A 26,689-nucleotide genomic window follows, 5' to 3' on the forward strand; every position below is an offset into this window, starting at 1 on the left:
TTCGGAAGTGGTATGATACTGCCCGATATCCCAGGCAGGGATCGTGTTTGAAGCAGAAACATTGATTGTATCACCACGAAGGCGTTACGGAATTAACGAAGGAAATCATTCATGAAACCACATCGCGGCGTTCTCATCCTGGTCCTTGGTATCTTGGGATTTTTCTGCTGCATCTGCGCGCCACTCGCATGGTGGATGGGCTCGCAGGACATGGCTGAGATCGAAGCTGGACGCATGGATCCCGAAGGCAAGCAGCTCACTCAGGTCGGTATGATCCTGGGTATCGTTGGCTGCGTGCTGCTGATCTTGGGTATCATCTTCCAGGTTGCCATGATGGCTCTGGCTGGCGGCGTCGCCGCAGTCGGCAACTAAAGCACAATCGACGGGATCAGGTCGCCACGACGAAATTCGTGTCGCCAAGGACCTGCTCGCCGTTCCAGCGATAGGCACACAAAAAGCCGCCTTTCGCTACGCTGTAATCAAGACACGCCACATTGCTGCCAAGCAACTGTGGCGTGTCTTTTTTTAGCCAATAATGCCCGACAAACACCGGTTTCTCGGTCGCTTCGTACGGCCTGGCCCTCTCCGCGATCGATGCCGGCAGCGGCAAATCGCACGTAATCGGATCGGTCATCGCGTAGCTGCCATAGGTATGCCCTTCTGGCGAAAGATACCAACGCATCCGCGTCTTCGTCCGTACATTGCCATCTTTGTCGGCGAACTGGATTCCTTCCGGCAGCACCATCTCTTTTCCCTTCAGCACCACTTCCACCGGATGAAACAACTCGCCATCCGGCAGACATGCCGCTTGAATCAGGCGATCGGTGAGCTGGCTTTCCCTGGCAAACGCCTCCTGTAGATGGTCGATTTCTACCCGGTCCCAGCAGGCATGCACCGCCCGCACCCCTTCCAGATCGAGCCACAACGGCAGCGTGCGGAACCAATCCAGGGCATCGGCAAGTTGACTGTCGCTCAACTGCTGCAACGTCTGCTGGCACTGCTTCTCGTTCTTGGGGGTATGCTGGCGGACGTATTCGCCTGGGCGATCAGGGTGCGGCAGGTGGAAGGCGAGCGTGTTGAGCTCGTGGTTGCCCATCACCGCTAAGGCTGCTCCGGTCTGGACCATCGGCCGTACGATTTCCAGCACTTCGCGAATCTGCGGGCCGCGATCGACGAAATCACCGAGAAAAATTACCTTCCGCTCGAGATGCTGATAAACTCCATCCTGCTGCCGATAGCCAAGTTTATCGAGCAAGGCCATCAGGGGCTGGGCGTGGCCGTGGATATCTCCGATCAGGTCGTACATTGCATTTCCTCGAGGCAGCAAAGCAATTCGCGCGGGTTCTACAGATTTTCTCAGGGCCAGCTTACAATGGCGATTCCAACGAAGAAATGCTCCCCCAGGACCATCCCAGGAAGTACCGTTGCAGATTCTGATTCCTCCCAACAAGCTGGCGGCCCGGGTCGCTGAACTTTCTGACGAACTGCGCGAAACGTACGGAGACCGGCCACTGACGGTCCTGGGCGTGATGACGGGCAGCCTGGTGCTGATGGCTGACTTGATCCGTCATCTCGAGATGCCTTTGAAGGTGGGCGTGATGCAGGCCCGCAGCTATCGTGGTACGGCGACCTCTTCGGGCGAACTGGCACTGAATCTCGACATGATGCCCAATGTGGCCGACCAGGACGTACTGGTGGTGGACGACATTTTCGACACCGGTCGCACGCTGGACCGAGTGCTGACCAGCATCAAAGCAAATGGGGCCCGTTCGGTTCGCTCGCTGGTGCTGCTCTCGAAGCCGGATCGCCATGAAGTCGATCTTCAGCCTGACTTTATTGGGTTTACGATTCCCAATCAATTTGTGGTCGGTTACGGTTTGGATTACCAAGATCTGTATCGCAATCTGCCATTCGTTGCTGTCCTGGAAGAACACGAGATCGCCGCGCACGCATGACCCCTCTCCGACTGGCTCTTGTCACTCGCCGATTTTGGCCATTGGTCGGCGGTGCCGAAATGGTGATGGCTAACATGGCGGAAGAGCTGACCCGTCAGGGGCACCACGTTCAGGTTCTCACCGCCCAGTGGCATCCCGATTGGCCGAAGCAGATTTCGCACCGTGGCATTCCGGTCGTTCGTTTGCCCAACCCCTCGGTCCGGGGCTGGGGAACGGTGTGCTATATGATGTCGCTCGGCCGTTGGCTTAGGACCCAACAACACGAACTCGACGGCGTCTACGTCTCGATGCTAAAGCATAGCGCCGTGGTGGCGACCTCTCGGTTGGCCGGCAGCAAAGTGCCGGTCGTGCTGCGTGCCGAAGGTTCCGGCGACACTGGCGATTGTGCGTTCCACGACACCGCCAACTTTGGCCTGCGGATTCGTCGCTATTGCCAGGAGGCCGATGCCTTCATCGCGCCGAGCCAGCAGATCTTCGACGAGATGCTCTCGGCCGGGTTCGAGCGAGAGCGGATTCGCTTCATTCCCAATGGCGTGAGGGTCGGCCCCCTGCGCACGGCGGAAGATCGTCGCCATGCCCGAGCTGCTCTCGGTGCGGCGAATCCGATCATGACCCTGGCCGAGTCGGCTCCGTTGGTAGCGTTCACCGGAAGGTTACACCCGGGCAAAGGGCTGGCCAAACTGGTCCGTGCGTGGCCCCAGGTTCTGCAGCGGTTTCCAGCGGCTCGGTTATGGCTGATCGGCGAAGGCCCGCAGGAAAGCGAACTCGCGGCGATGATTGGCGCGATGGGGCTACAGAGCCGCATCATTCTGCCTGGGGCTTTTGATACGGTGGAAGATGTGCTGGCCGCCGCCGACGCCTTTGTGCTTCCCTCCCTGCACGAAGGGATGTCGATCGCTCTGCTGGAAGCGATGGCCGCCAACTTGCCTTGCGTGGTGAGCGATATCCCTGGCAACCGAATTCTGATCGAGCCCGAAGAAACAGGCCTGACCTTTCCGGTCGACGACGTGCAAGCCTTGGCCGACGCATTGATCCGGATCCTGGAAGATCAGCAACTTTCCCAGGCACTCGGCAGCGCGGCGCGTAAACGAGTGATCGATCATTTCAGCCTCACGCGAACCGCCGAAGATCACGTCTCGCTCTTTCGCTCGTTAAGAGAACAAAAGCAGTTCGCTTAATCCTGCGAGCTTTCGACCTTCGATTGCGACGAGACCGGCTGAAGCTGCGAGTGCTCGACGATCTCGTTCAGAAACAAACGCCGGATCGCATCGTAGCCGCGATCGTTCGGGTCTTCGATGTTCTCGTAGAACCAGTAATACGGATCGTCGGCCACGTAGGTCGATCGCCAGAACTGCCGGCAATGCGAGCCATGCCCCAGAAAGGCCGCGTGGAGGGGCACATGATGCACATTCTCGCGAGCGTCAATCGCTTCGAGGATCGCCTCGTTGTAGCGTGAGTGAATCGCTAACGCGTCGGGCCAGTCGGGCAGAAATACGCTCGCGGGATCTCCTACTCCATCGGTCGGATCGTAAATGTCGGCCAGGTAGATCTCGCATCCGCCCGGGAAAGCCGCGTCGATCTTATCGAGCATCGCTCCGAGACGTTCACGAAACGCTTCGATCCAGGGCTCGGCCTGGGCCAGCGTTGCCCCGTACATCGCACACTCGCGTGGCGGTCGACGACCATAGCTATGAATCAAGTCGTTTCCGCCAGTGGTCATCACCACCAGGCCGAAAACGTCGTCGGGATGTTCGGGCAGGCGCTGCTCGATCGTCCGCATATGATCTTCAGATGTCGAGCCGGAGACCGCGAGGTTCTCGGTTGTGATGTTCGGCAGAACGACCGAAAGCGACTTGTCATGCATGTCGACATATTCGCCTTCCGGGTTTTTCCACAGCCGATTGAAGTAGCTGCGATCGCCCGAATCAGCTCCGAGCCCCGCCGTGATGCTGTCGCCAATGCCGAGCAGCAAGACCTTCTGCTCGGACCAGACATTGTCGAACGGAGCCGACGGCACCAAAGGCCCCGCTGGGCCGCTGCCAATCGGACGGAGCATGAAGTACTGCACGTAGAACAGCGCACCCGCCACCACCAGCAAACCGGTCGCGGCGAGAACTGCCAGACGGATCTTGTTGAACTTCATCGTTGCCCAGCTATTTCCGTTAATTGTGTGACCTACTGCGGTAGGTCTTCCAGCGGACGCAGTTCGACCGTTCCCTTTCGGGCAGGCGGGATCCGCGAAGCAATTGCGATCGCTTCTTCTTCCGTTTCGACATCCAGCAAATAGAAGCCCCCCAGTTGCTCGGTCGTTTCCGCGAAAGGCCCCGTGGTGACAAGCTGCTGGCCTTCGCGAACGCGGATGCTCTTGGCGGTTGTCACCGATTGAAGCGGAGCCGAGATGATCAGCTTTCCTTCTTGAACCAATTCATCGCAGATGCCCATGCTCGTGCGCATGCAATCTTCCCGTTCGTCGGAAGTCCAACTCGATTCGGCGCCATAAACTAGCAGCATGTATTTCATGTTGTTCTCGTTCTCGTTTCCGATCCGCAGTGGCATGGCTGAGTTCGCCTAATCCACTTCTGGTGCAAGTGTGATTGTAATTCGACGTATCGGCCTGCTACAAGGAATAGCCCCCAGCGATACGTGCGATCACGAGTTACACTAGAAGTAACCCATCACCTAACCTCGATCGATTCCTTGGATTGCGAGAATCGCCATGCCTCGAATGCCCCAACTCACCGCTTTGGCCGCCGCTGTCTTGCTTACCTTCACTTCGCTGCTGCTCGCGGCGGACGACACCGCCAAACCCAAGATTGTTCTCGCGGGCGACTCGACCGTGACCGACGGGGCAGGGTGGGGCGTTGGTTTTGCGAAGTCCCTCAGCGACAACGCCACGTGCGTCAACCTGGCGATGGGGGGCCGCAGTAGCAAGAGCTTTCGCGACGAAGGCCGCTGGAAAAACGTGATTGGCGCCGAGCCGACCTACGTGATCATTCAGTTCGGGCACAACGACCAGCCGGGCAAAGGCCCCAAGCGTGAAACCGATCCGAAGACAACCTTCCGCGAGAACATGGCCCGCTATGTCGACGAGGCTAAAGCCGCCGGCGCCCAGCCGATCTTAGTCACGTCGGTTTCGCGACGTTTCTGGGATGCCGATGGGAAACGGATTGAATCGATCCTGGGAGGCTACGCCGAAGGAACGCGAGCCGTTGCGAAGGAGAAGAACGTTCCGCTGATCGATCTGCACCAGATCTCGATCCGCGTCTACGAAGAGCTAGGCCAAGAGGCCTGCATCAAGATGCAGCCGCCCGGCCCGAACGGCAAGGAAGACATCACGCACTTCAATGCGGTCGGCAGCCAATTGTTTGGAACGCTGGTCGCCGCCGAACTGGCGAAGGTGTTGCCTGAGACCAAGCCGCTGATTCGCGACGACCTGCCATCGGAAGCAGAAGCGATCGAAATCTATCGCCAGGCAAAGTAATGTCGCGGCATAAAAAAACCGGAGAGCAGCCACGGCTGGCCAACTCTCCGGTCTTTTCGGTTGGGTCCGAACCAGGTTCGTCCCCGAACATTTGCTGACGGCTAAGCCCCAGGCCCGGAAACCGACATCTGAGGATGGGTATCGCGGAACTTATCGGCGGCACCATTGGTGATCTTGGTTTCGGTCAGTTCCAGCGTTTCCAGCTTCGGCATCTTTTCCGCGGTGGCGAACACTTCGTTCGTCAGATCACCGTTGTAATTCAAGTGAAGGTGCTTCAGTTCTGGCAGCGAGACGAATTGATCGAGATCACTATTCTGCAGCCCGGCACCTTCCAGCCAGACGGTCACAATATGCGAGTTCTCGACTTCAACCATTCCCCCTTTGCCTTCGACAAACTGCTTGACGGGGGCCTCTTTCGCGTCGAGTGAGCCTCCCATGCCACAGCCGCTGGCAAATAGCATGACGGTCAACGCCAGGCATGACGCACCGGCGGCGATGCCTGTGAAGTTACGAAACATTTGCATCGGTTCTATCCTGATCATTGATAAAAGTCTGGCGAATGGTTAAGGAAGCGTGACCGGCTGGCCATCGTTTCGCGAGACGAGCAACTCCAGGACCGTGTCTGGCGTGTTGTCCGCATCGAACTGAACCGTGTCCGGGATAAACTGCACGCTGCCGTCGCAGAAGACGAACTGTACGCCACCAGGATGCAAGCTGCTGTAAGACGAGCTTTCGTAGGCATCGTTGCGGGCGTAGTTGAGGGCACGAACCGTGCCACCCACGACCGAGTACAGCGTCAACGTGCTGATCGGGCTACCACCGGTCACCAGTCGACCTTCCACACCATAGATGTTGCCAGCGTAGTAATTTGCCTTGCCAGTGCCATTCTTGCGATTCATCTGCCAGCAGCGTTCGCCAATGGCAACCGTGTTCGAGGTTCCATCGGTAATGTCTTTGAAACGGCACTCGCTGTTTTCCCAGAAGATGCCGTCCGCGCCGTAGTTAGTGCCGGGGATGCCATCGTTACGGCAAGCCAGGTCGCTTGAGTTCGAGCCGAGGTAGTTCGACACGGCGGTTGCCTGATCATCGAGCTTACGCTGGTCATTCAGTTTTGGACCGGTATCGGTTGGGCAGCGGAACGCGCTCAGCGGCGTCTGCAAAACCTTCAGATCGTTGGCGGTATCGGCGATGGCCGTTGCCAAGGTCTGGTTCTGTGGATCCAAGGCATCGTAGACAGTCACTTGTTCAATGAACGGAAGGATGAATGCTCCCCAGCCCCAAGTCGGATCGCCGTCGGTGAAGCCAGACGGAAATTTGTAGCCAGGTGGAAACTGGCCGTAGGTGTCGTGGTGGTTGTGAAGAGCCAACCCCAACTGTTTCAGATTGTTGGTGCATTGCATCCGACGAGCTGCCTCTCGGGCTTGCTGCACGGCCGGCAAGAGCAAGGCAATTAATACACCGATGATGGCGATCACCACCAGCAGTTCCACCAACGTAAAACCCGATCGCACGAAGCGCATTTTCATCACGATCTCCCAAGTTAAGAAAAGGAATGAGGAGGTTTGCTAACGGCCAGTTGCCACAAGTGCAGACATACCGGTAGCCAAGAGCCACAATCACTGCCTTAGTCGCGGTTGGGGGAGATTAACCGCCAGAAGAGCTCAGGCAGAAAGTCGGGCTCGAACAGGGACCAAATGAGTTGAGATAAGGAATTTCTAATTCAACCGCACCCCAAACGGAGCGCAAGCTGGCCAGAATTACTTGGAGGATATCAAACTACCCCAGCAGAGCGAAAGTGATATTTTTGCCCTTTTAAAACCTTTTTGCGTTTTATTTTCAGGCGATAGCGTGTCCACCTAGTGGAGTGTCTCGCCAAAAATCTAACGATAAAACGCATCACTAGTGACGAATATCGCTGTCACGCCCGTTCATGCTCGAAGCTTGCTCGCGCAATCAACTTCAAAGCGAATGAAACCAGTCTCCAATCGCTGCCCCCATAGCCTTAGTCGATGAACGGCCAGAATTTAAATCGGAAATTGTGCTCGTCTGGGGTCAAATTCCAGGCCAAAAACAAAGCGGCGATGGCGAGTGCTTACAAACCTTTTCTTCCATGCAAATCAAATAGCGTGGCCTTAGGTTCGCCGGTTACCTACCCCCGGAAAGTGCCCTCCGCTGCCGATTTTTGATATAATTGAACATCTATATCTGACTAGAATGAACTGCTTACGGGAAGCCATTTGGTCTCTCCTGGTGTGCGTCTGATACCTTCCCGCCTGGCACTTCACCCCACCCACCCTATTCGTGAAGCACTTCCTGATGCTTCCTTCCTCAAAGGAATTCCTAGCTCATGTCAAACTCTCGCCATAGTTCTCGACGTCGGTTCCTGCAGGGCATGGCCGCTGTTGGTGCCGCCACCGTCATCATCCCATCGTCGCAACGTGCGTTCGGCTTCCAGAATGCCAACGACCGCCCCAAGTTCGCCACGATCGGTCTGCGTAATCAAGGCTGGACGATCACCTCGAAGACGATTCCTTTCGCCGACTTCGTTGCCCTGGCCGACGTCGATGCCGGAATCCTGGAGGACAACGTCGCCAAGGTCGAAAAGAAGCAGGGTAAGAAGCCTGACTCGTACAAAGATTACCGCAAGGTTCTCGATCGCAACGACATCGACGCCGTCATGATCGCCACGCCAGATCACTGGCACACCAAGATCGCCATCGAAGCGATGTACGCCGGTAAAGACGTCTATTGCGAAAAGCCACTGACGCTGACCATCGCTGAAGGCAAGCTGATCGAAAAGGTCGTCAAGGAAACCGGCAAGGTCTTCCAGGTCGGTACCATGCAGCGGAGCGAATGCGACAGCCGCTTCCTGCAAGCGATCGCCATGATCCGCGACGGCCGCATCGGCAAGGTTCAGAAGGTGACCTGCGGAATCAACGGCATGACCGGTTCACCAGAGATTCCGGTTGCGGAAGTTCCTTCCGGCTTGGACTGGGATTTCTGGCTCGGCCCAGCCGAGAAGGTCGACTACCGCGCGTTGCCAGAAATGCGCAAGGGATACGGCGGCGGTGTTCCGCTCTATAGCAATGGTCACTACTCGTTCCGTAACTGGCACGAATACTCGGGTGGTAAGTTGACCGACTGGGGTGCTCACCACGTCGACATCGCCTGCTGGGCGCTGGGCGCTTCCGACAGCGGCCCAAGCAAGGTCACGCCTCTGGAATACGAACTGGCCTGCGAATACAAAGACGGCAACCCAGTCGTCCACGATCGCTACAACGTGGCCACCAAGTTCAAGATCCAGGCCGACATGCCAAACGATGTCGAAATGATCATCACCAGCGAAGGTGACAACGGCATCCTGTTCGAAGGTACGGAAGGTCGCTTCTTCGTGAATCGTGGCAAGATCGTTGGGAAGCCGGTTGAAGACCTGAAGGAAAAGCCGCTCGCCGACGACGCGATCGAACTGGTCTACGGTGGCAAGGTTCCTGCCAACCACAGCGTGAACTTCATCGAATGCATGGATTCCCGTAAGCAGCCAGTCTCGGACGTTTGGTCACACAACCGTATGCTCGAAGTTTGCCATCTGTCGAACATCGCCATGCGTCTGGGCCGCCCACTCAACTGGGACGCCGACAAGCGCGAAGTCGTTGGCGACGATCAGGCCAACTCGTTCCTGTCGCGAGAAAGCCGCAAGGGCTACGAAATCCAGATGGGTTAAGCCTGTGGATTCATTCCCAAGCAAACTACCAAAAGCCACCGGTTGTCGCCGGTGGCTTTCTTCGTGAAGTCAGCGTTACCCTTTGATGGTCATAATCGGCCGCAGTTCCGCAACCGGCCGGGCCAGGCCGCCGCTCTCAATCGTTTCAATCACCGGGCCAATCCCTTTGTAGGCAAACGGGGCCTCTTGCCGTAGATCGGCCAGCTTCTTGGCGACAATATCACGACGTCGGGCGATCTCTTGGCGGCGAAAGTCGACCGGAGTCACCACGCGAAACGCCTTCATGAATTCATCGAACTCGCGGTCATACTTCTTCATCGAAGCACCACGTGAAATCTGGCGGCCGGCTCCATGGGCAGCGCTGTGGATGGCATTCTCTAGCCCGTTACCAGCCAGGACATAACTGCTCGCTCCCATCGAACCAGGCACCAACACTGGTTCGCCGTAGTATGCGAACGGCGTCGCTTCCATCTGCTCGAAACCGCGGGCCGGGCAAGCTCCCTTCCGATGCACGTAGACCGTGCGGCCGTCACGCTGCTCGGGCCAGATCATGTTATGCGGGGCATCGTACAACAGCGGAAAGGTGATTTCCCCTAAGACCTTTTCGAGACTCGCCCAGGCCATCAACCCCAGGAACATCCGATTGGCGAAGGCGAAGTTGGCGGCGTTGTGCATCGCATCCCAGAACACCCCTTCCTGCGGCGAAGCGAGCGGCAACACGTAGATCTCATTCGCGGGATGCGGCAGCGAAGAAGGGTAGTGCGTCCGAAGCTGACTACGGTAGTGGCTGCCGCTGGCGTAGCCGATCGACACGCTCCCCGTGTGCACCATCACGGTCACTTGCCCTGGCCGAAGTCCCCAGGCATGCGCGATCTGCGGCTCGATAATCCGCTCGACACGCTGAATCTCGACAAAGTGATTCCCACCGCCAATCGAACCAATCTGGCTATCACGATGCACACGGTCTGGCTCCCCTAAGTAGCTCTCGAGCCCCACGATCTTCGCCGCTGGCAAACTGCCTGCTCGATCGATCCTCGCCAGCGTTTGTTGCCGATCGGTTCGATGGAAGTAGCTCCAGAGACCGCCGTCGAATCTTGGATCGACCGTATCAAACAGGCCACGAATCCCATCGAGCAGCAGCGACTCCCGGTGCTGCCACTGCATCGGAATCCGTCGACCTGCCTCGAAGTACATTTCGCGAAACGTGGTCTCCAGGCTGTCGGCGTGTGATTCAACTTTGTCGACCGAGAGGTCAGTCAGATGCAACCGCATGCCGCAGTTGATGTCGTTGCCAATCGCCTGAGGAATGACGAAGCCTTCGGTCTGCAGCACCGTGCCGACCGGGATGCCACTTGCCTTGTGAAAGTCTGGCGTGACGGCGACTTTCTGCAGATGCGGCTCGGCATGAAACTGATCCGGGCAGGCCTGGTACATTGCCGTCGCGGTTGCTTGAACTTCAAGCATCGACTGAAGTTCCGCCACCGCAACGGGTTCGATCGGGACTTGCTCGTTCGCAAATACCGTGACGGGGATTTTATCCGAACGCAGCAGTTCGAGACAATTGGCATCGCGCCGAACCAAATTACCGAAAGCCATGCATCACCTGAATCCTTTGCAGAAAGCGTTTGGCTGGTCAGACACCGCCTGCTACGAAAGGTTCTGGCGTTGCGATTATTTTCCCTTGTCTTTCCACCATGCTTGCCACTGGGCGTTAAGCTCTTGGACCTTCTTCGGCTGCGTGGCTGCCAGGTCATTCAGCTCGGTGGGGTCGCTTGCCAGATCGTACAGCTCCCAATCGGTCTTTCCGTACTTCACCAACTTCCAATTGCCATTGCGGATCGCTTGGGCTTTGCCGAACTGCCAATAGATCGGCCCAGGTCGCGGCAAAACTTTCCCTTGCAAGGCATCGACAAGCGAAACCCCGGGCAGGTCGTGCTCGATATCGGCGCCAGCCAGGTCGAGCATCGTTGGCAGGAAGTCGACCAGGTGACCGGCCTGATCGGTGAAGCTGCCTGGCGAAATACGTCCCGGTGCCCAGGCAATCATCGGCGTGCGTGTGCCACCCTCGTAATCGGTCGTCTTGTACTTGCGGTAGGGCGTATTCGAGGCGTTCGCCCAGTTGCGTCCCTGGGTCAAGTAGCTGGTCACTTCCCACGGCATCGAACGCTTGACGGTCGAGCGATCCGAAGAATCTTCGCAGGCACCGTTGTCCGAAAGAAAGAAGATGACCGTGTTGTCCGCTTTGCCGACATCGTCGAGCTTCTTCAGAATTCGACCAATGTTGCGGTCCATGCGATCGATCATCGCGGCATACGTTGCCATACGCAGATCCCACCAATCACGGTCTGCCTCGGGAATCTCGTCCCAGCCAGGGAGGCCTGGATCGCGGGGCGAAAGGGTCGCGTTCGGCGGCAACACGCCGAGCTTCTGCTGTTGGGCGAAGCGTTGCTCACGCAGCTTGTCCCAGCCGATCTCTCCGTACTTGCCGCGATACTTAGCGATGTCTTCTTCACTGGCGTGCATCGGATAATGTGGTGCGGTATAAGCGACATACAGCAGAAACGGCTTCGTCTCTTCCTTGTACGTCTCCAGGTATTCCACCGCATAGTCGGTGAACGCATCGGTGGTGTAGAAGTCTTTGTCTTCCGGCGTGTAAGGCAGGAACTCTTGATCGTCGATCGCCCAGCGACGCACCTTCTTCTTGGCCGGCTCAGGTTCATCTTCGCGAGCATGCCCAGGGTTCCAGAAGTTACAGCACCCATCAGTCAGACCGTAGTAACGATCGAAGCCTAGCTTGTACGGTGTTTGCCCCGCGTGCCATTTGCCGACCATTAAGGTGCGATAGCCGGCCACGTCGCGCATCATCTCGCCAAAGGTCGGAGCCGAGTAAACCACATTGGCCGAGGCCCCCACGTGATGCCACCAATGCCCCGTCAACAGCGAGGCACGTGTGTGTTCGCACTTGGCATTATTGTAGAAGGTTCGGAATCGCATCCCTTCGTTCGCCAGGCGATCGATGTTGGGCGTATCGATCTCTCCGCCATACGCTCCGACGTCCGAGAACCCCATGTCGTCGCACATGATCAGAATGATGTTCGGCTGCTTCGCTTCGTCGGCCGATGCAAGGCCAGGGACACAGCACAATCCAAGCAAGGTTAACAACAACCAGTTCGTTCGCATGATGCAAACACCTTTCGGGGAGGGCATGATCAGGTGGGCGTGATCGATTCGATCGAGAGGGGAAACCGCGCGTCAGCACGTGCAGCTAGAAAGCATTCCTGCTGCGTGTGACGTTCTCGATTGTCTCTGCAATCGAGGTCCGTTTCCAGTTGAAAGTGGCGAAGTCGCCGAGCGCGGTCAAGATTTCCCGCGATGCGTGTGCGTTATTCCTTCTTCGGAATCACGCTCACCTCTAGATAATTGGCCAGTTCAACGACCGGCGGTGGAAAGTGGCTGTCGCAGTAGACTTCTTTTTCGTAGTCGCCTGATACGATTGTCAACGCGATCTGCTTGCCGGAAGGAACGTCGGCCAGATACTCGTCACCCAGCGTGACAATTTGCGACTGGTTGATCTTGTCGCAGATCGCTTTCACCTGATCGGGATCCAAGGTGAACTCTTCTTTCGCCTGGCGAAGTTTCTCGGCTCCCTTGTCCCAATAGGTATAAAGTGACGCACCATCGCCATGCACCTTCAAGATGTCGTAACCATCGTCGCCGCTTCCCAAGGCGTACTCTAAATAGAACTCCTCGCTCGGCTCGATGGTCACTGGCTCTCCTTTGAACAACTCGGCTTCGCTGGCCTGCGAAACCGGATGCGAGATCAACAGATGCGAGCCCACCACGACCTCTTGCGATTGCTGAGCGGGATCGCTGCAGCCGACGACCAGCAAGGTGGTCCATAGCACGATGGCGAAAGGACAATTGGAGGAAAGAAGGGCAGTTTTCATCACGAGGACAAACCTGAACAGCGCGCGAAGAGGATACCAGCCAGAATCAATCGGTCTCGATTCTTCTGACAGACAAAAGATAAAGCACCTTGCGCGGCATCGCAACGAGTTTCGCCACCGGCGGGGGAAACAATCGACTTCTACAGAATCGTGCTGCCGGTTAGAGGTACACCAGGAGGTTGTACCTTGGGCAGTACTTTCGCTTCCAGAAACTGCGTGATCTTCATGACCTCGTCAGGAAAGAGGTTGTCGCACGCAACTTCCTTGCGAATGGTTCCGATTTGCAGCGTGCAGTAGATCGATGTCCCGCAAACGACATCGGTGCTGTAACTGTCAGGCAGATTGATGAACTCGATCTCGTTCAACAGATCGCAAAACGCCTGGACCTCTTCGGGAGTGAGTTTTGCTTTGGTGGTGGGCTGTGGATTGGGACCATTGACGAGAAAGACGCCGGAGTAAACCACCGTGCCGTCCAAGAAGATCGTCACGTCGTTGATGACCATTCCTTCGCCACACTCCACGAACCGAAACGAGGTAGCCGGCGATGGCTCGATCTTCACGCCATCGTACCGCGGTGAAGTACGTACGATCCGTGGAGAAGAACCCGGGTGGGTCGAAACTATGCCGAAGGGACCGAACCAATACGCTACTTGAAAGATCGCCACCACGAAGATGCCAACTGCCAGAACCACTCCGGCTCGAAACATCCAAGTTGATTGTTGAACCATCGGAAAAACGCTCGCGGTGAGGGAACTGTCTGCCAGACAACCACTCTGGTCGGGTGGCGTACCAGTCTGACGATCCGCGATGGTGGATGGTTTCTTGTTTCGCGCAGCAAAAGAGGAGGCCGCGAAGCCTCCTCTTGGATTGAATTCGTTCGCCGAGCGATCGACTACATGTCAAAGATGCTCTTCGCTTCCTCGGGCTTGGCGGGACCGTCGTCGTCACGTTCGCGGCGATTGCGGCGAGCCTTCTTGGGATCTTCGGGAGCAGCGAATGGCTGGGAGGCTTCGATTTCGACCTGGCCCTTCAAGATGCCCGCGCCTTCGTTGTAGTACATGACGGTACCTTTCACGGTGTCGCCAATGCGAATCAACCGTGGGTCTGGCAGTTCGACCGAGACCTTGGCATCTTCCGCGACTTCAACTGTCACCTTGGCTCGACCTGCGGTCACGCTCCACTTGCCATCTCGGGCCACGCCACTGAGGCGTCCGACGACGGTGTACTTCGAGACTTCTTCATCGCTCGCTTCCGAGCTTTGTTCGGTCAGCGTTGGCAGCGACGAGTTGGTCACGCCCAGCTCGATCTGCGGGGTAGGGGTGAAAACGCTTACTTCGCTCACGGCTTCTTGGCCGAAACCTTTCTTGTCGAGGGTGGCCTGAAACATGACGAACATGCCAGGGCGGACCCATTCTTTCTCGGCTTCACCTCGGACGATGATTTCGTCCGGCTTCGATTCAACGCGGATCGTCCACTCGGTGTTTCCCTTTTCCGGCTTCACCTTGATCAGCGGGGCTTGAGCGGCAGTCAAGGTTCCGGTCAGGTTCAGTTTCTCTTGCTTCTGGCCTGGCTTCCCTTGGAAGTTGGGCATTCCCTGCTGCGGCGGCTGGTTGGGGTTCTGAGCCGAAGCGGACGACGCCACGAAGGCTACCGCAAGGCAAAGCGAGACAGACGAACAGAGTCGAACAATCGGGTGAAGCATGAGAATCCTGCCTGGTTCCGGAGGGGGAGATAAGCGCGGAGAGGGAGTTGATCGTTCAGAATAACGGCTTCATGGCGAATTTGCCAATCAATTCGAACCGCCCCCAACCCACAAGGAAACTGGGCTTTCAACCGCGAGTTGCGTGCCGAACTCGCCTAAACCAAAGCATGTCTGTCAGGAAATTTCACGAGGCTCCCCGTTGGCAGCGGTTGCCGCCCGGAAGTGCACTCGCGAAAATAAGTGCTGACAGGTTCGAAACTTGCAATGAAGAAGGCCCAGGCAAATGTCCACGCCCCCCCGAGGCAAATCGCGTCTCACCGTTCCCCAGTTCGTCGCACGGAAAGCAGAAGGCAAAAAGCTAACCGTACTAACAGCTTACGACTATCCGATGGCCAGTCTGGTCGATCAAGCTGGAGTCGATGCCATCCTGGTGGGCGATACCCTGTCGATGGTCGTTCAAGGGCACGATTCGACCATTCCGGTGACCCTGGACGAGATGATCTATCATGCCGAAATGGTGACCCGAGCCGTTCGTAACGCATTGGTCATCGTCGATATGCCATTTCCGTCGAACCTTTTAGGGGTGCACGAAGCGATCCGCAACGCAGGCCGGATCCTCAAAGAGACCGGCGCCCAGGCGGTCAAGCTGGAAGGGGGAGCCGATCAGGCGGAGGTGATCTCAGGCCTGGTGAACGCCGGGATTCCGGTGATGGCCCACATTGGCTTGCGTCCGCAGTTGGTGCATCAGATGGGTGGCTACAAAGTCCAACGCGATCAAGACCGTCTCTTCAACGATGCTCGGGCCGCGGCGGATGCCGGTGCGTTCAGCATCGTGCTGGAATGCATTCCGCAGACCGACGCCGCCGAGATCACCAAGATGATCGATATCCCGACCATCGGAATCGGCGCCGGCAAAGAATGCGACGGGCAAGTCCTGGTGCTCAATGATATGCTGGGACTAACGGAAGGCCACGTGCCAAAATTTGTGAAGCAGTACGCTAACATTCGCGAAACAATCACCGACGCCGTTCGCCAATACTGCGAAGAAGTCCAATCAGGCGAGTTCCCTGCTCCGTCTCATTCGTTCCGCTAGAACGAACCCGCGCCCCACTATCCGCGCGGCGAACGATCGCGTGAAAGGAATTTCGAACGATGCCGAATCGACTCGCCGAAGAAACGAGCCCTTACCTCCTGCAACACGCCAACAATCCTGTCGCCTGGTATCCGTGGGGAGAAGAAGCCCTGGCAAAGGCCAAGCAAGAGAACAAGCCGATCTTTCTTTCGATCGGCTACTCGGCCTGCCACTGGTGCCACGTGATGGAGCACGAAAGTTTCGAGTCCCAAGAGATCGCCGACTACCTGAACGAGCACTTCGTCAGCATCAAGGTCGATCGAGAAGAACGACCTGACCTCGACCAGATTTACATGAACGCCGTGCAGCTTCTGACGGGGCATGGCGGCTGGCCGATGTCGGTCTTCCTGACGTGCGAGCTCAAGCCATTCTTTGGCGGAACTTATTGGCCGCCGACTGCCGGTCGCGGCATGCCTGGCTTCGACCAGGTTTTGAAGGCGGTGGTCGATGCATGGGTGAACCGCCAGGACAAAGTCTTGGAGCAGTCCGGCATTCTGACCGAGCGTTTGCAAATGATCGGAGCCGGCACCAGCGAATCGTCCGAGATCGCCCCAGGTCGCATCCTGTTGGCGATCGATCAGATGCGACAATCGTTCGACGCAACGCATGGCGGCTTCGGATCGGCTCCGAAGTTTCCGCATACGATGAACGTCGACTTGATCCTGCGTTATTACGATCAATCGCAAGACGACTCGGTCTTGCCGATGGTCACGACAACGCTCGACAAGATGTCGATGGGCGGCATCTACGATCATCTTGGTGGCGGGTTCGCTCGCTACAGCGTCGACGAGTTCTGGCTTGTTCCGCACTTCGAGAAGATGCTGTACGACAACGCCCTGCTGGTTGGCAACTACGTCGATGCCTATCGCCTGACTGGCAACCCGAACTATGCTCGCGTCATCCGCGAATCGTGCGACTACATCCTGCGCGACATGACCGACGAACGGGGCGGTTTCCACAGCACGGAAGATGCCGACAGCGAAGGGGAGGAAGGCAAGTTCTACGTCTGGACTCCAGCGGAGGTGCATCAACTGCTGGGCGATCCGGTAATCGCCGATCGGTTCTGCCAGGTCTACGATATCACCGAGTCTGGCAACTTCGAGGGGCACAGCATTCCGCGACTGAAGAAGCCACTAGCTGAGTATGCCCGGCTGCTGGAAACTTCCGAGGAAGAACTGCGTGACGAAATGAATCGCGGCAAGGAAGTATTGTTCCATGCTCGGTGTGACCGTGTTCGCCCAGGCAAGGACGACAAGATTCTCGCCAGTTGGAATGGCCTGATGATCGAGGCGATGGCTGGCGCCGGAGCTGCCCTCGCCGAACCAACCTACATCGCCGCCGCTGAAAAGGCGGCTCGCTTCGTCTTGCAAGATATGCGAAACGAAGCTGGCCGCCTGCTGCACACCTATCGCCATGGCAAAGCCAAACTGGCCGCGTATCTGGACGACTACACCTACCTCGCTTCGGCGATGTTCGCCCTGTATGAAGCGACCTTCGACGAGCAGTGGCTGGTCGAGTGCAAGTCACTCGTGGATCAGGCCATCGAGCATTTCTACGACGACGACCAGGGTGGCTTCTTCTATACGGCCGACGATCACGAAGCGTTGATTTCCCGCAACAAAGACTTTTACGATCACAGCGTCCCCAGCGGCAATGGCGTGGCAGCCCTCGTGTTGGCAAAACTTGGACGACTGCTCGGCAACGAATCGTATCTGGCGCTGGCCAACGAAACGATTGCCGCTGGGGCCGATGTCTTGCAGAAACATCCGTTCGCGGCTGGCCAACTGCTGATTGCCCACCACTACCTGGAATGTGATTCGCGCGAAGTCGTGATCGCGGCGAACGATCGTGCCGAGATTGAACCACTCGTCCGACAATTGGCAAAAATCTATGACCCGACGGTACTTGTCGCCATTGCTCTCGAGGATGAGCCAGAAAGTCCGTTGCTGAACTTGCTGAAGGCAGGCAAAAAGCTGCTTGATGACGCAGCCCAGGTCTATGTCTGTGAGAACTTCCACTGCAACGCTCCGATCGCCGCATCGCAGTATTTGTCAGACTTAACGACGAATGGAAACGAAGCGGGACCTATGGTTTAATGCTGTATGGAGCGGAATCCTTTGCTCCACCACCCCGCAGCGAATGGAACACACCCGCGAGGTCCCCCACCTCGCTTCTCGACACCACAGCAACGACGGAGGATGAGACAATGCGTTTAATGGGTTTATTACTGGTACTTTCGATTGCCTGCCTGGGCTGCAAGCCACCTGAAGGCAAGACCAATCCCGGCAAGACCGGCAGCAACGAAACGGCTGCTCCAGCAGTTTCCAATGAAACCATGCCTCCTCCGGCAGAAGACGTGAAGCCGGCCGAAGAGCCTGCAGCTCCTGCTGAGGAAACAGCAAAGCCTGCGGAAGAAGCTCCGAAGGAAGAGATGACCAAGCCGGCCGAAGAAGCCGCCCCGATGGAACCGCCAAAGGAAGAACCGAAGGCCGAGCCCGCTCCACCGGCGGAAGCTCCGAAAGAAGAAGCCAAGACGGAAGAAGTCGATCCAGCTGCGGCTGCTCAGCCAACGCCAGCCGATGCCGTCGAAGGCCTGTTGGATGAAAAGCCAGCTCCTGAAGCAGGCGCCGAGATGAAGAAGCCAGAGCCAACTGAGACCGTTTCGACCGAAGCGACCGGCCCGGTGGAAACGGCTTTGACTCCGGAAAACACCCTGGTTCAGTTTGTCGGTACCCACGTCGGCGACAAACCAGATCCTCGGACCGGCAAGTTCGGCAAGCTGAGTGGCACCGCCAAAGCCGCGGACGGCAAGCTTTCGGAAGTCTCGGTCACGATCGAAACTGCTTCGATCGAAACCGAATTTGAGAAGCTGACCAACCACTTGAAGAGCCCCGACTTCTTCGACGTTCGTCAGCACCCTGAGGCGAAGTTCGTTTCGAAGAAGATTGAAGCAGGCGATGATGGCAAATTCAACGTCACCGGCGACCTGACACTGCTCGGCGAAACGAAGTCGATCACTTTCCCAGCGGTGGTGACCATCGGTAAGGAAGTGAACCTGACCGCTGAGTTCGTGATCGATCGTACCGAGTTCGGCATGAACTATAGCCCGGACAAAGTTCACAAAGATGTCACCATGACGATCAAGGTTGGTAAGTAAACCACGATGCCTTTCTCGTCGAATGATCTGATTTGGAGCCTGGTCGTCCCGCTTCTGGCGGCGACCGGGCTTCGTTTTGTACTGTCGTGGGTTGTCTCTCGGTTCGAGGCTGCTCCCTCAATCGAAACGTCCGAAGAGCCTTCAACGTCAACGATTGCTCCATCCGCGCTTCCGCTGGAAACCGCCATCCCGCTGATTGCCGCCGCAGCGATCGGCTACTTTCAACTTGAGCTGGGGCCGCTGGTTCCCAAGGCCCATTACGAATGGCTACCGCTCGGCGTTTTGATTGCCGCCGTGGTGGCGACGCTGGTTGGGTTCTTTCAACGATATGCCGTCGTTAGGTTCGGCCTTTTGCCTTTGGCCTACGCTGGGGTCGTCGGTGGCGTCGGCTATATGTTGATGCCGACCTGGGACGATCTTTCTCCTTCGTACCCCGTATACCTGACGTGCTGGTGCGCCGGGGTCTGGCTGTTGGCATGCACGACCGAATGGGCCCCCGATCGAGGTCGCTGGTCGTTCGCGATCGTCTGGTTGGGAACTTGCTTAGCGGTAGCGATTGTCGTGGCACTTTCCGAAAGCCTTCGTTTCGCCCAGATCGCAGGGCTTACCTTTAGCGGTTCGCTCGGTCTGGTAATTGGCGGTATGCTGATGCGGCGAGGCCTGCTGGGGGGCCTGGGCCTGACTTTAACGACCTACCTGGGCGGGATCCTTCTGATCGCCCACGTCAATTCGTTCAGCGATGTCCCTCTGGTCAGCTATTGGCTGCCGATGATGGGACCTCTGTTATCGGTTGCCTTTGCCACACTTTTGCCTGGCAAAATATCTGGGTTTGCCCGTGGCACCTGCGTTGTTCTGGTGGCAGCAATACCATCGCTGGTTGCCATCACCTTGGCAGTTCTCGCAACAATGCCTGAGTGATCTGAACCCGTTGGTTGCCAGCCACCCAGCGGCAATCAATGGCAGCCATAGACCGTTGCAACCTATTGAAGCGAGGCGATTTATGTTCTTTCGCCACAATTCATTCGGCCACATTCGGCCGTGCTGGTATAGCGATTGCTTCTGATTCTTCTGCACTCTTTCGTGCAGCCCCCTTTTGAATCGGTGAAAAGCCATGAGTATTCGCTATTTATCTCCCAATACGTCTCGGCTCATGCCACGTCGTCCGCAATATCCCGACGAAGTTGGCAAGGCCGGGAAGAAGGTTCAATCCTCGCTCACCAGCGACGATCGCGAGAAACTCGTTGCTCGACTGCGAACGATCGCCAAGCTGTTCGACGACGCCGTGACCGTGCCAGGTACCAAGATCACGCTCGGTTGGGATGCCGTCATCGGTTTGATCCCATTCGTCGGTGATACGGCGACCACTGCCGTTTCGGCCTACTTCCTGTGGGAAGCCTATCGACTCGGTGCGAGTCGCTGGACCTTGGTGAAGATGGTCGGCAACGTGCTGGTCGACTTCCTGGTAGGTCTGGTTCCGCTGGTCGGTGACCTGATAGACGTGACCTGGCGAGCCAATCGCCGGAACATGAAGCTGCTCGAGAAAGAACTTGAGAAGCAGCAGAAGCGTAAGAAGATCTAGGCCGCGAATTCGCTGCCTAGTACCACCATCCACTGCGAAGCATGATGGTGTCGCTCATATCGAGCGTGGCAGGATCGTACTTGTATTCGAGCTTTCGCCCGAACACATATCCGATCTCGACGAACGACTTGCCACCCCCGTCCGACTTCCGCTCCATGCCAATCAGCACGCGGTAGTCGCTGAGGGTCAAGTCGTCGTTCTGGCCGATTGGATGTTCGACGCTCCAGGTACCGCCACCGAACTCCCCCGAGACATACCACCAGTCTTCGTGCCCGTCGCCGTAGTTGAACAGCTGCATGTAACGAGGCCGAGGGAAAGTGAGTTCCAATCGGTGATCGTCGTCGGGCGTCCAAATTAAACCGACGGCAGGCAGAACCGAATAGTCTTCTCGGTTCAAGTACACCACACCCAGCAGGAACTGAACCGTATCAGTCCATTGGTACGAGAGCAGTGCCATTCCGCTGACTCGGAACGCGTCGCCATCGGTTCGCTTGAAGTCGCTATATACACCCGGCGTAACCGAGAGTACGGTTCCCCACTTGGGCGAAAGCTGCGACATCCAACGCGTGGTGAGGTAAGCCTGGTACAACGTAGCCGGGGCCTGGATCGAGTCAGGTCCGACCAGAAAGTACATGCCATAGCCCGGCGTTAACAACAGCGGCGATTCGCGAGTCGGGGCCGGAAAGCCGAGCGTGGCACTGCCACTCACTTCAGTCATCCCAATGTTGTCGCCACTGCCAGCAATCCAGGTGCTTTGGATCGTCAATGACTGCAGAATGCCGTTCTTCGCTGGGCTTAGCTTTGGTCGCGAGGTGAAGACTTCATCTTCGGTTAGAAACAATGCATCTTGCTTTTCGACATCGTCGGACAAGGTGCTCAGCTCGGGCGGATTCTCTGCCAGACGATATGCCGGCCCATCCGGATTGCTCAAAGCAGGATTGCTCTCGAACTGCGAAAGCGGATAGTTGTTCGGAAAGACTTCCGTGGGGGGAATCCGCTGAATAGGCTGGAACGAATCGTTGCCGAACTTCCCGAAATCTCGCTGAGCCCAAGGCTGCATTTGCGCGCGAGCTTCGTGCACGCCATTGCCCAGTAGCAATGTGCACACCACAAGCCAACACGTCGCGAAGATTGCTGGTAGCTTCAAAGACTCGTCCTAGAAATTGAACCCGGCCCGGATCATCAAGGTGTCGTCAACTTTCAGGTTCGGAACCGTCGGCGATCGATACAGAATGTTTCGATCCCAGACGTAGCCGATTTCGGCATAGGCCCGCAGGCGATTCGGATGGGTCGCCTCCAGACCGACGAAGACGCGGTAGTCGTTGATGTCGATCTGATCCGAAACGTCGTCCATCGTGGGGAAGTCGTACCGATGAATGGTCCAACTGCCGCCACCATATTCGCCACCGACATACCACCACACCTTTCGATCGCCAACCGTCGTCCAGTATTTCGACAGGCGAGGGTAGGGGAAGGTAATGTCGAATCGCGTCAGACTATCTGGTTCCCACAACAGCCCGAGCACAGGCAAAATCTTGGTATCCATACGGTCGAGATAGACCGCACCTGCCTTCAAGGTCATCGTCGGTGTCAGACGAATATTACCGACACCCAAGCCTTGCAGTCGAAGGCTGTCCGAATTGATCGTCTCGAAGTCGGTATACACACCCACGCGGAATCCGAGTTCCGCATACAGTCGCGGCGTCAGTTCTGGATTCCAGGCCAGGTCCAAGTAGGCACTGTAAGCATTCGCAGGCAAGTCTTGCACGCCGGTCGACGGACCATCCCATAAGTGCAGCACGAACGCCGGAGTCACCAGCAGCGGATGCTCGCTGAACAGGAAGTTCGGGAACAACGCCGTGACCGAGGTCTCGAAGTCCTGGATCTGCAGCGTGTCCGGGTCGTTGCTCAACTTTGGCAGGAAGGTCGTCTTGAACGCCAGGTTTTCCATGAAGCGTTCATACGGGATCTGAAAATCCTGCTGGTTGTAAGCGAATGGCTGAGCCGGCTGATAAAGCGGCTGCGGCTGCTGCGGATAAAGCGAGTTGGGGCCCGTCGAAAAACTCGGCGGTGGCGCAGAAGGAGCCGGTGGGAAACTACTCGGCGGTGGATAGCTCGAAGTCGGTGGAGCTGCGTAGGTCGGGGCGCTATAGGTCGGCGCCGCTTGCCCATAAGATCCGTACTGAGGTGCCGTTGAGTAGGGATCCCAGCCAGAGATTGAAGCTCCGGCTGAAGAACCAGTCACCGGGGCAGGGGCCACGGTTGTTTGCGCATCGGCAGACTGCTCGGTTACGAACACGCTCAGTGCTAGCAACAAGCAGCTTAAGATACGGAATAACGGCTGATGAGAAATTTTTTTCACGATGACGCTCAAGTCCCCCGTCAACTTGTGACGATACCAATTAGCTGGACCGGAGCGTGTAACTACCAAAGGGGCATCTTGCAGGTCAAGGCAAGATTGCCCCATTCTTATCGATAACGGCTAATTCTTTGCCGCCGTGGCCAATCGGCCAGTCGATTCCGCTTCCAGGAATTGAACCTTCAACCCCTGCTGGCGTTCGCCAAGGTTGATAGCAACCGTCAGACGGTGCTTGCCAGGCTTCCATTGGGCCTCGAACGTCTGGCTTGTTGGAATTGGCTTGCCATCGATCCACAGCGAAAGCCCTTCCGTACCATCCAGAGCGAACTTGAACGTCCCTTCGTTGGCGACATCCAGTTCGGTTTCCAGGTACGCAAAGCTTGGCTGATTGCGGTGAACGTCGAACTTCGGCAGCTCGGCCAGTGGCACGCTACCGTCGACCTGGGCGAAGATCGGCTGCCAGACGAACGCTTCGTTCCCCTGACCAACCGAGTTGTTGCTCGAGCGATTGATCACATGACGGGCAGCGTCGCTGTACGTCAGCGTCTGCCACGATCGTAGATAGCGTTTGTTGCCAATCGAAAACGCTTCGTCCTTGCCCAGCTTCGAGAGGAAGCTCGCCAGGTCAACGATTTCCTTCTGGGTCAGCGAGTCGATCGAACCATCGGGCATCAGCGAGCGTCCTTCCGCCCGATCGTCGATCGCCTCCTGAGGGATCTCGATCTCTTTGCCGTCAGCATCCCGCAGGACCAGCATCTCTTGGTTCTCGCGAACCGGGATCCCGGTCACCACCTTTCCTTCATCAGTCAGAATGATCAACGAGTGGAAGTTCTCTTTCACCTTGGCACTCGGACGGAGCAGTGACTCGACGATGTAGTCTGGCTGCGCACTGGCCCCCAGGCTGATCAAATTCGGGCCGACCTTTCCGCCTGACTCGCCGATTGCGTGGCACTTGTAGCAGTTGAGGGCTTCCTTGCGATAAATTGCCTCGCCGGCGTGCGGGTCGCCCGACTCCATGACCAGTTGCGTGATCTGAGCCAACTCTTCGTCCGACCATTGGCGAATGCCCTGAGTCAGCCCGCCCGCGGTTTGAACCGCACTGACCAGCTCAGGCGAAGCCTGGCTGCTGCTACGAACGGCCCGGAGTGCCAACTGAGCGGCGTCTCGCGGGAGCTTCTTATCCTTCAAGGCTTCTGCCAGGCGAACCTGACCTTGCTTGCGGCTGACGAATGGAGCCAAGACTGCTTCCGCCGAGACGTCCGACTTCTCTTTCGAGAGCAGCTCGGCGGCCTGATTGGCAGCCACCGGCAGATTGATTGTCGCCAGGCTTTCGATTGCCGCGATGCGGACAGGTGCCGTAGCCTGGTCGCTATGAATCAATCCCTTGAGCAGTTGCACGGTTGCTTCGCCGGGCATCTTGGCCAAGGCTCGAACGGCCGCTACGCGAGCTGCTGGTGGCAATTCTTTTTCACCAGCGGCGTACGAACGAACCAGGTCCTGCGAAGCAACGTTCCACGAGATCGCGGCGTCGAAGGCCAATGCAGAGACTTCTGGCGAATCGGAGCCGTACAACTTTTCGATACTCGCCAGATCCCCTTCCGGCTTGGTCTTGCGAACTTGCATCGCCACCAGGAACGACTTCAGAATCGGTACGATCTGAGCGTTGTCTTCTGCCCGGCTTCCGCCTGGCAGGATCGACGTGAGCAGTTTGCCCAACAGTTGCGAGTCACCCCGTTGTGCGGCCAACTGAACCAAACGGTTCGAGGTTGGTGCGTCCGCTTTGGACAGCATCACGACGGCCGCTTCCGCTACTTCCGGATTGGTGATCGATTCGAGGGCGAAGACCCAGCTTTCGGGATGCGCGAGGGCATCTTGCAGAATCTTCGAGTTCGTGTCGTTGCTGGCAACCGCTTCCTTCAGTTCTGGCACCCACTGCGGAGCGAGGTCTTCGGTCAATTGCCAGACAGCGAAGTCGAGAAATCGGTCCATTGGCTGACGCGTTGCTTCCAGGCCAACGATCATCGACTCGGAAGTTGGAATGGTCGCCAGGGCGCGAACCCCTTCCAGGCGAACGCGGGGATGTTCGTCACGAACGGCCGCAGCGAACATTGCCATCGGGTTAGACAGCTGATCGTGCCACTGCGAAGCGACGCGAACACCAGCGGCACGGATGTTGTGATCTGGCGAAGCCAACGTTTCGCTTAGAAGCGGTTCATTGATTTCGTCGAGCGTCTGATACGCCCACAGGCCTTCCAGGCGATGATGAGCGGTCGCCGGATCATCTTTGGCTTGAGCCTTCATCCAGGCGGCCAGTTTCTCTAGCACTTCGGCTCGTGGACGCAGCTTCAACTGCAGTTTGGCATGCGTGCGAACCCACTTTTCGGACGAGGTCAGCGCGGCTAACAGTTCGTCGACCGAAGCGGCTTCCAGATTGGTTGGCTTGACCAGCGGGCTTCCCTTCTTGGTGATTCTCCAGATACGACCATGGACATGATCGCGACGCTTATCACGGAAGTCGACTTCACCATGCTGAATGATCGGGTTGTACCAGTCGGCAACGTAAATGGCACCATCAGGCCCCATCTTGATATCGACCGGACGAAACGCTCCGTGGCTTGCTTTGATCACGTCTTCGGTCTGACGGCTCGCGAAACCGGAACCATCTTCTTCCAGCACGAAGCGGCAAACGCGATGGGCACGGAAGTCATTGGTCAAAGCACTGGTCTGCCAATCTTCGGGCAGGTGCGAACCACCGACCAGTTCCAAACCGCAATGCTTCGGGCTGCCTGGGTTCAATCCGGTCAACAGACGACGCGAGTTGGCGGCCGTGACAAACACGGCTCCTGGGAAGGTGTAGTTGATCCCTTCGCCATAGGCCCCGTCGGTCGCGAAGTTGGCACCATAGTTGTTGTAGTGATGTCCCCAGGTATTCACGAAGCCACGGCAGAAAACATCGAGCTCCATCGTTTCAGGTCGGAACTGCCAGATACCACCGGCATTCAAACGACGGACGCCATGCGGGGTTTCGATATGGCTGTGAATGTAGATCGACTGATTGAAGTACATCATTCCGTCGTAGCCCCACCGCAGCGTGTGCAGAATGTGGTGGGTATCTTCCGTACCGAAGCCAGACAAAACGACTCGCTTCGAGTCCGCTTTGCCGTCGCCATCGGTGTCTTTCATGTGCAGCAATTCCGTACTGTTGGCGAGATAAACGCCACCATCCCCGGGCAGCACGCCGGTAGGAATCAGCAGGCCATCGGCGAAGACCGTCGACTTGTCGGCCTTGCCGTCGCCGTCGGTGTCTTCCAGCATCAAGATCTTGTCGTTGGCGACCTGACCTGGTTCGATCTGTGGATAGACCTCGCTGGAGGCAACCCACAAACGTCCCTGGGCGTCGAAATTGATTTGAATCGGGCTGGCGATCATCGGCTCGGAAGCGAACAGGTTCACCTCGAAGCCTTCCGCCACGGTGAACGACTTGCGTTCCGCTTCAGGATCGGTGTCAGGGATCACCGTCAGGTTGCGTTGAGCCAGCGCGGAAGCAACCGGCGCGATCAGCATTAAAAGCAAGGCAAGGGCAGAGCGATACATTGGGTTGGTTATCTCAGTAGGAAGGATGAATTTCGCGGAAAAGAGCAGGCCGGCAAGCTCGA

At 57.2% G+C, this 26,689-nt stretch carries 23 protein-coding genes; 10 read left to right on the plus strand and 13 right to left on the minus strand.

Annotation, left to right across the window (positions count from 1 at the left end; all coding sequences use genetic code 11):
- Positions 1-111: 111 nt before the first annotated feature.
- A complete protein-coding gene (locus tag AB1L30_RS18575) occupies positions 112-372 on the plus strand; it encodes a DUF4190 domain-containing protein (protein WP_367014877.1) in 261 nt (86 codons plus the stop codon).
- 16 nt (positions 373-388) lie between these two features.
- Here the strand turns inward: AB1L30_RS18575 and AB1L30_RS18580 are convergent, their stop codons facing one another.
- On the minus strand, positions 389-1,306 hold the full coding sequence (locus tag AB1L30_RS18580) for a metallophosphoesterase (protein WP_367014878.1): 918 nt from the start codon (positions 1,304-1,306) through the stop codon (positions 389-391).
- Between the two features lie 118 nt (positions 1,307-1,424).
- On the opposite strand from AB1L30_RS18580, the gene hpt reads away from it, so the two are divergent.
- Together hpt and AB1L30_RS18590 are read left to right on the plus strand one after the other, a co-directional pair.
- Positions 1,425-1,955 carry a hypoxanthine phosphoribosyltransferase gene (gene hpt / locus AB1L30_RS18585; RefSeq protein WP_367014879.1) on the plus strand — a complete coding sequence of 177 codons (531 nt, stop codon included), beginning with the start codon at positions 1,425-1,427 and terminating at the stop codon, positions 1,953-1,955.
- On the plus strand, positions 1,952-3,133 hold the full coding sequence (locus AB1L30_RS18590; protein WP_367014880.1) for a glycosyltransferase family 4 protein: 1,182 nt from the start codon (positions 1,952-1,954) through the stop codon (positions 3,131-3,133). The genes hpt and AB1L30_RS18590 overlap by 4 nt, the downstream gene beginning before the upstream one ends.
- Here AB1L30_RS18590 and AB1L30_RS18595 read toward each other — a convergent pair.
- Positions 3,130-4,098 (minus strand): SGNH/GDSL hydrolase family protein, encoded by a 969-nt coding sequence (locus tag AB1L30_RS18595; RefSeq protein WP_367014881.1) that lies wholly within the window; start codon positions 4,096-4,098, stop codon positions 3,130-3,132. The two genes, AB1L30_RS18590 and AB1L30_RS18595, sit on opposite strands and share 4 nt — an antisense overlap.
- A 32-nt stretch (positions 4,099-4,130) precedes the next feature.
- Positions 4,131-4,511, minus strand: a complete 381-nt coding sequence (locus AB1L30_RS18600; protein WP_367014882.1) for a YciI family protein — start codon at positions 4,509-4,511, stop codon at positions 4,131-4,133.
- A 160-nt stretch (positions 4,512-4,671) separates the two neighbouring features.
- Here AB1L30_RS18600 and AB1L30_RS18605 point away from each other — a divergent pair, with 160 nt between their 5' ends.
- Entirely contained in the window at positions 4,672-5,436 is a 765-nt protein-coding gene (locus AB1L30_RS18605; RefSeq protein WP_367014883.1) for a rhamnogalacturonan acetylesterase, read from the plus strand.
- 101 nt (positions 5,437-5,537) lie between these two features.
- Here AB1L30_RS18605 and AB1L30_RS18610 read toward each other — a convergent pair whose 3' ends face one another.
- Both AB1L30_RS18610 and AB1L30_RS18615 read right to left on the minus strand, forming a co-directional pair.
- The gene (locus AB1L30_RS18610; protein WP_367014884.1) at positions 5,538-5,960 is read right to left on the minus strand and encodes a hypothetical protein; all 423 of its coding nucleotides are present in this window, start codon (positions 5,958-5,960) and stop codon (positions 5,538-5,540) included.
- 39 nt (positions 5,961-5,999) lie between these two features.
- Complete coding sequence (locus tag AB1L30_RS18615) at positions 6,000-6,962, minus strand: DUF1559 domain-containing protein (RefSeq protein WP_367014885.1); 963 nt, start codon at positions 6,960-6,962, stop codon at positions 6,000-6,002.
- An 821-nt stretch (positions 6,963-7,783) separates the two neighbouring features.
- On the opposite strand from AB1L30_RS18615, the gene AB1L30_RS18620 reads away from it, so the two are divergent.
- Complete coding sequence (locus AB1L30_RS18620; RefSeq protein WP_367014886.1) at positions 7,784-9,157, plus strand: Gfo/Idh/MocA family oxidoreductase; 1,374 nt, start codon at positions 7,784-7,786, stop codon at positions 9,155-9,157.
- A 75-nt stretch (positions 9,158-9,232) separates the two neighbouring features.
- Here the strand turns inward: AB1L30_RS18620 and AB1L30_RS18625 are convergent, their stop codons facing one another.
- The 5 genes from AB1L30_RS18625 to AB1L30_RS18645 form a co-directional block, all read right to left on the minus strand.
- The gene (locus AB1L30_RS18625; RefSeq protein ID WP_367014887.1) at positions 9,233-10,753 is read right to left on the minus strand and encodes an RtcB family protein; all 1,521 of its coding nucleotides are present in this window, start codon (positions 10,751-10,753) and stop codon (positions 9,233-9,235) included.
- A gap of 75 nt (positions 10,754-10,828) precedes the next feature.
- A complete protein-coding gene (locus AB1L30_RS18630; RefSeq protein ID WP_367014888.1) occupies positions 10,829-12,337 on the minus strand; it encodes an arylsulfatase in 1,509 nt (502 codons plus the stop codon).
- 203 nt (positions 12,338-12,540) lie between these two features.
- A complete protein-coding gene (locus tag AB1L30_RS18635) occupies positions 12,541-13,104 on the minus strand; it encodes a hypothetical protein (protein WP_367014889.1) in 564 nt (187 codons plus the stop codon).
- A 140-nt stretch (positions 13,105-13,244) separates the two neighbouring features.
- Positions 13,245-13,811, minus strand: coding sequence for a DUF6438 domain-containing protein (locus AB1L30_RS18640; protein ID WP_367014890.1), 567 nt, complete (start codon positions 13,809-13,811; stop codon positions 13,245-13,247).
- A 185-nt stretch (positions 13,812-13,996) separates the two neighbouring features.
- Positions 13,997-14,806 carry a hypothetical protein gene (locus tag AB1L30_RS18645; RefSeq protein ID WP_367014891.1) on the minus strand — a complete coding sequence of 270 codons (810 nt, stop codon included), beginning with the start codon at positions 14,804-14,806 and terminating at the stop codon, positions 13,997-13,999.
- 283 nt (positions 14,807-15,089) lie between these two features.
- Here AB1L30_RS18645 and panB point away from each other — a divergent pair, with 283 nt between their 5' ends.
- The 5 genes from panB to AB1L30_RS18670 all read left to right on the plus strand — a co-directional run bounded on the left by panB (position 15,090) and on the right by AB1L30_RS18670 (position 20,674).
- The gene (panB, locus tag AB1L30_RS18650; RefSeq protein ID WP_367014892.1) at positions 15,090-15,899 is read left to right on the plus strand and encodes a 3-methyl-2-oxobutanoate hydroxymethyltransferase; all 810 of its coding nucleotides are present in this window, start codon (positions 15,090-15,092) and stop codon (positions 15,897-15,899) included.
- Between the two features lie 59 nt (positions 15,900-15,958).
- On the plus strand, positions 15,959-18,034 hold the full coding sequence (locus AB1L30_RS18655; protein WP_367014893.1) for a thioredoxin domain-containing protein: 2,076 nt from the start codon (positions 15,959-15,961) through the stop codon (positions 18,032-18,034).
- A 110-nt stretch (positions 18,035-18,144) separates the two neighbouring features.
- Complete coding sequence (locus AB1L30_RS18660) at positions 18,145-19,095, plus strand: YceI family protein (RefSeq protein ID WP_367014894.1); 951 nt, start codon at positions 18,145-18,147, stop codon at positions 19,093-19,095.
- Positions 19,096-19,101: 6 nt separating this feature from the next.
- Positions 19,102-20,013: a hypothetical protein gene (locus tag AB1L30_RS18665; protein WP_367014895.1), complete on the plus strand. Its 912-nt coding sequence runs from the start codon at positions 19,102-19,104 to the stop codon at positions 20,011-20,013.
- Positions 20,014-20,206: 193 nt separating this feature from the next.
- Positions 20,207-20,674, plus strand: a complete 468-nt coding sequence (locus AB1L30_RS18670; protein WP_367014896.1) for a DUF4112 domain-containing protein — start codon at positions 20,207-20,209, stop codon at positions 20,672-20,674.
- A gap of 16 nt (positions 20,675-20,690) precedes the next feature.
- Here AB1L30_RS18670 and AB1L30_RS18675 read toward each other — a convergent pair whose 3' ends face one another.
- The 3 genes from AB1L30_RS18675 to AB1L30_RS18685 form a co-directional block, all read right to left on the minus strand.
- A complete protein-coding gene (locus AB1L30_RS18675) occupies positions 20,691-21,755 on the minus strand; it encodes a DUF6268 family outer membrane beta-barrel protein (RefSeq protein WP_367014897.1) in 1,065 nt (354 codons plus the stop codon).
- A 75-nt stretch (positions 21,756-21,830) separates the two neighbouring features.
- Positions 21,831-23,036: a hypothetical protein gene (locus AB1L30_RS18680; protein WP_367014898.1), complete on the minus strand. Its 1,206-nt coding sequence runs from the start codon at positions 23,034-23,036 to the stop codon at positions 21,831-21,833.
- 120 nt (positions 23,037-23,156) lie between these two features.
- On the minus strand, positions 23,157-26,627 hold the full coding sequence (locus AB1L30_RS18685; RefSeq protein WP_367014899.1) for a PVC-type heme-binding CxxCH protein: 3,471 nt from the start codon (positions 26,625-26,627) through the stop codon (positions 23,157-23,159).
- Positions 26,628-26,689: the final 62 nt, after the last annotated feature.

The sequence above is a fragment of the Bremerella sp. JC817 genome, from assembly GCF_040718835.1.
GTDB lineage: Bacteria > Planctomycetota > Planctomycetia > Pirellulales > Pirellulaceae > Bremerella.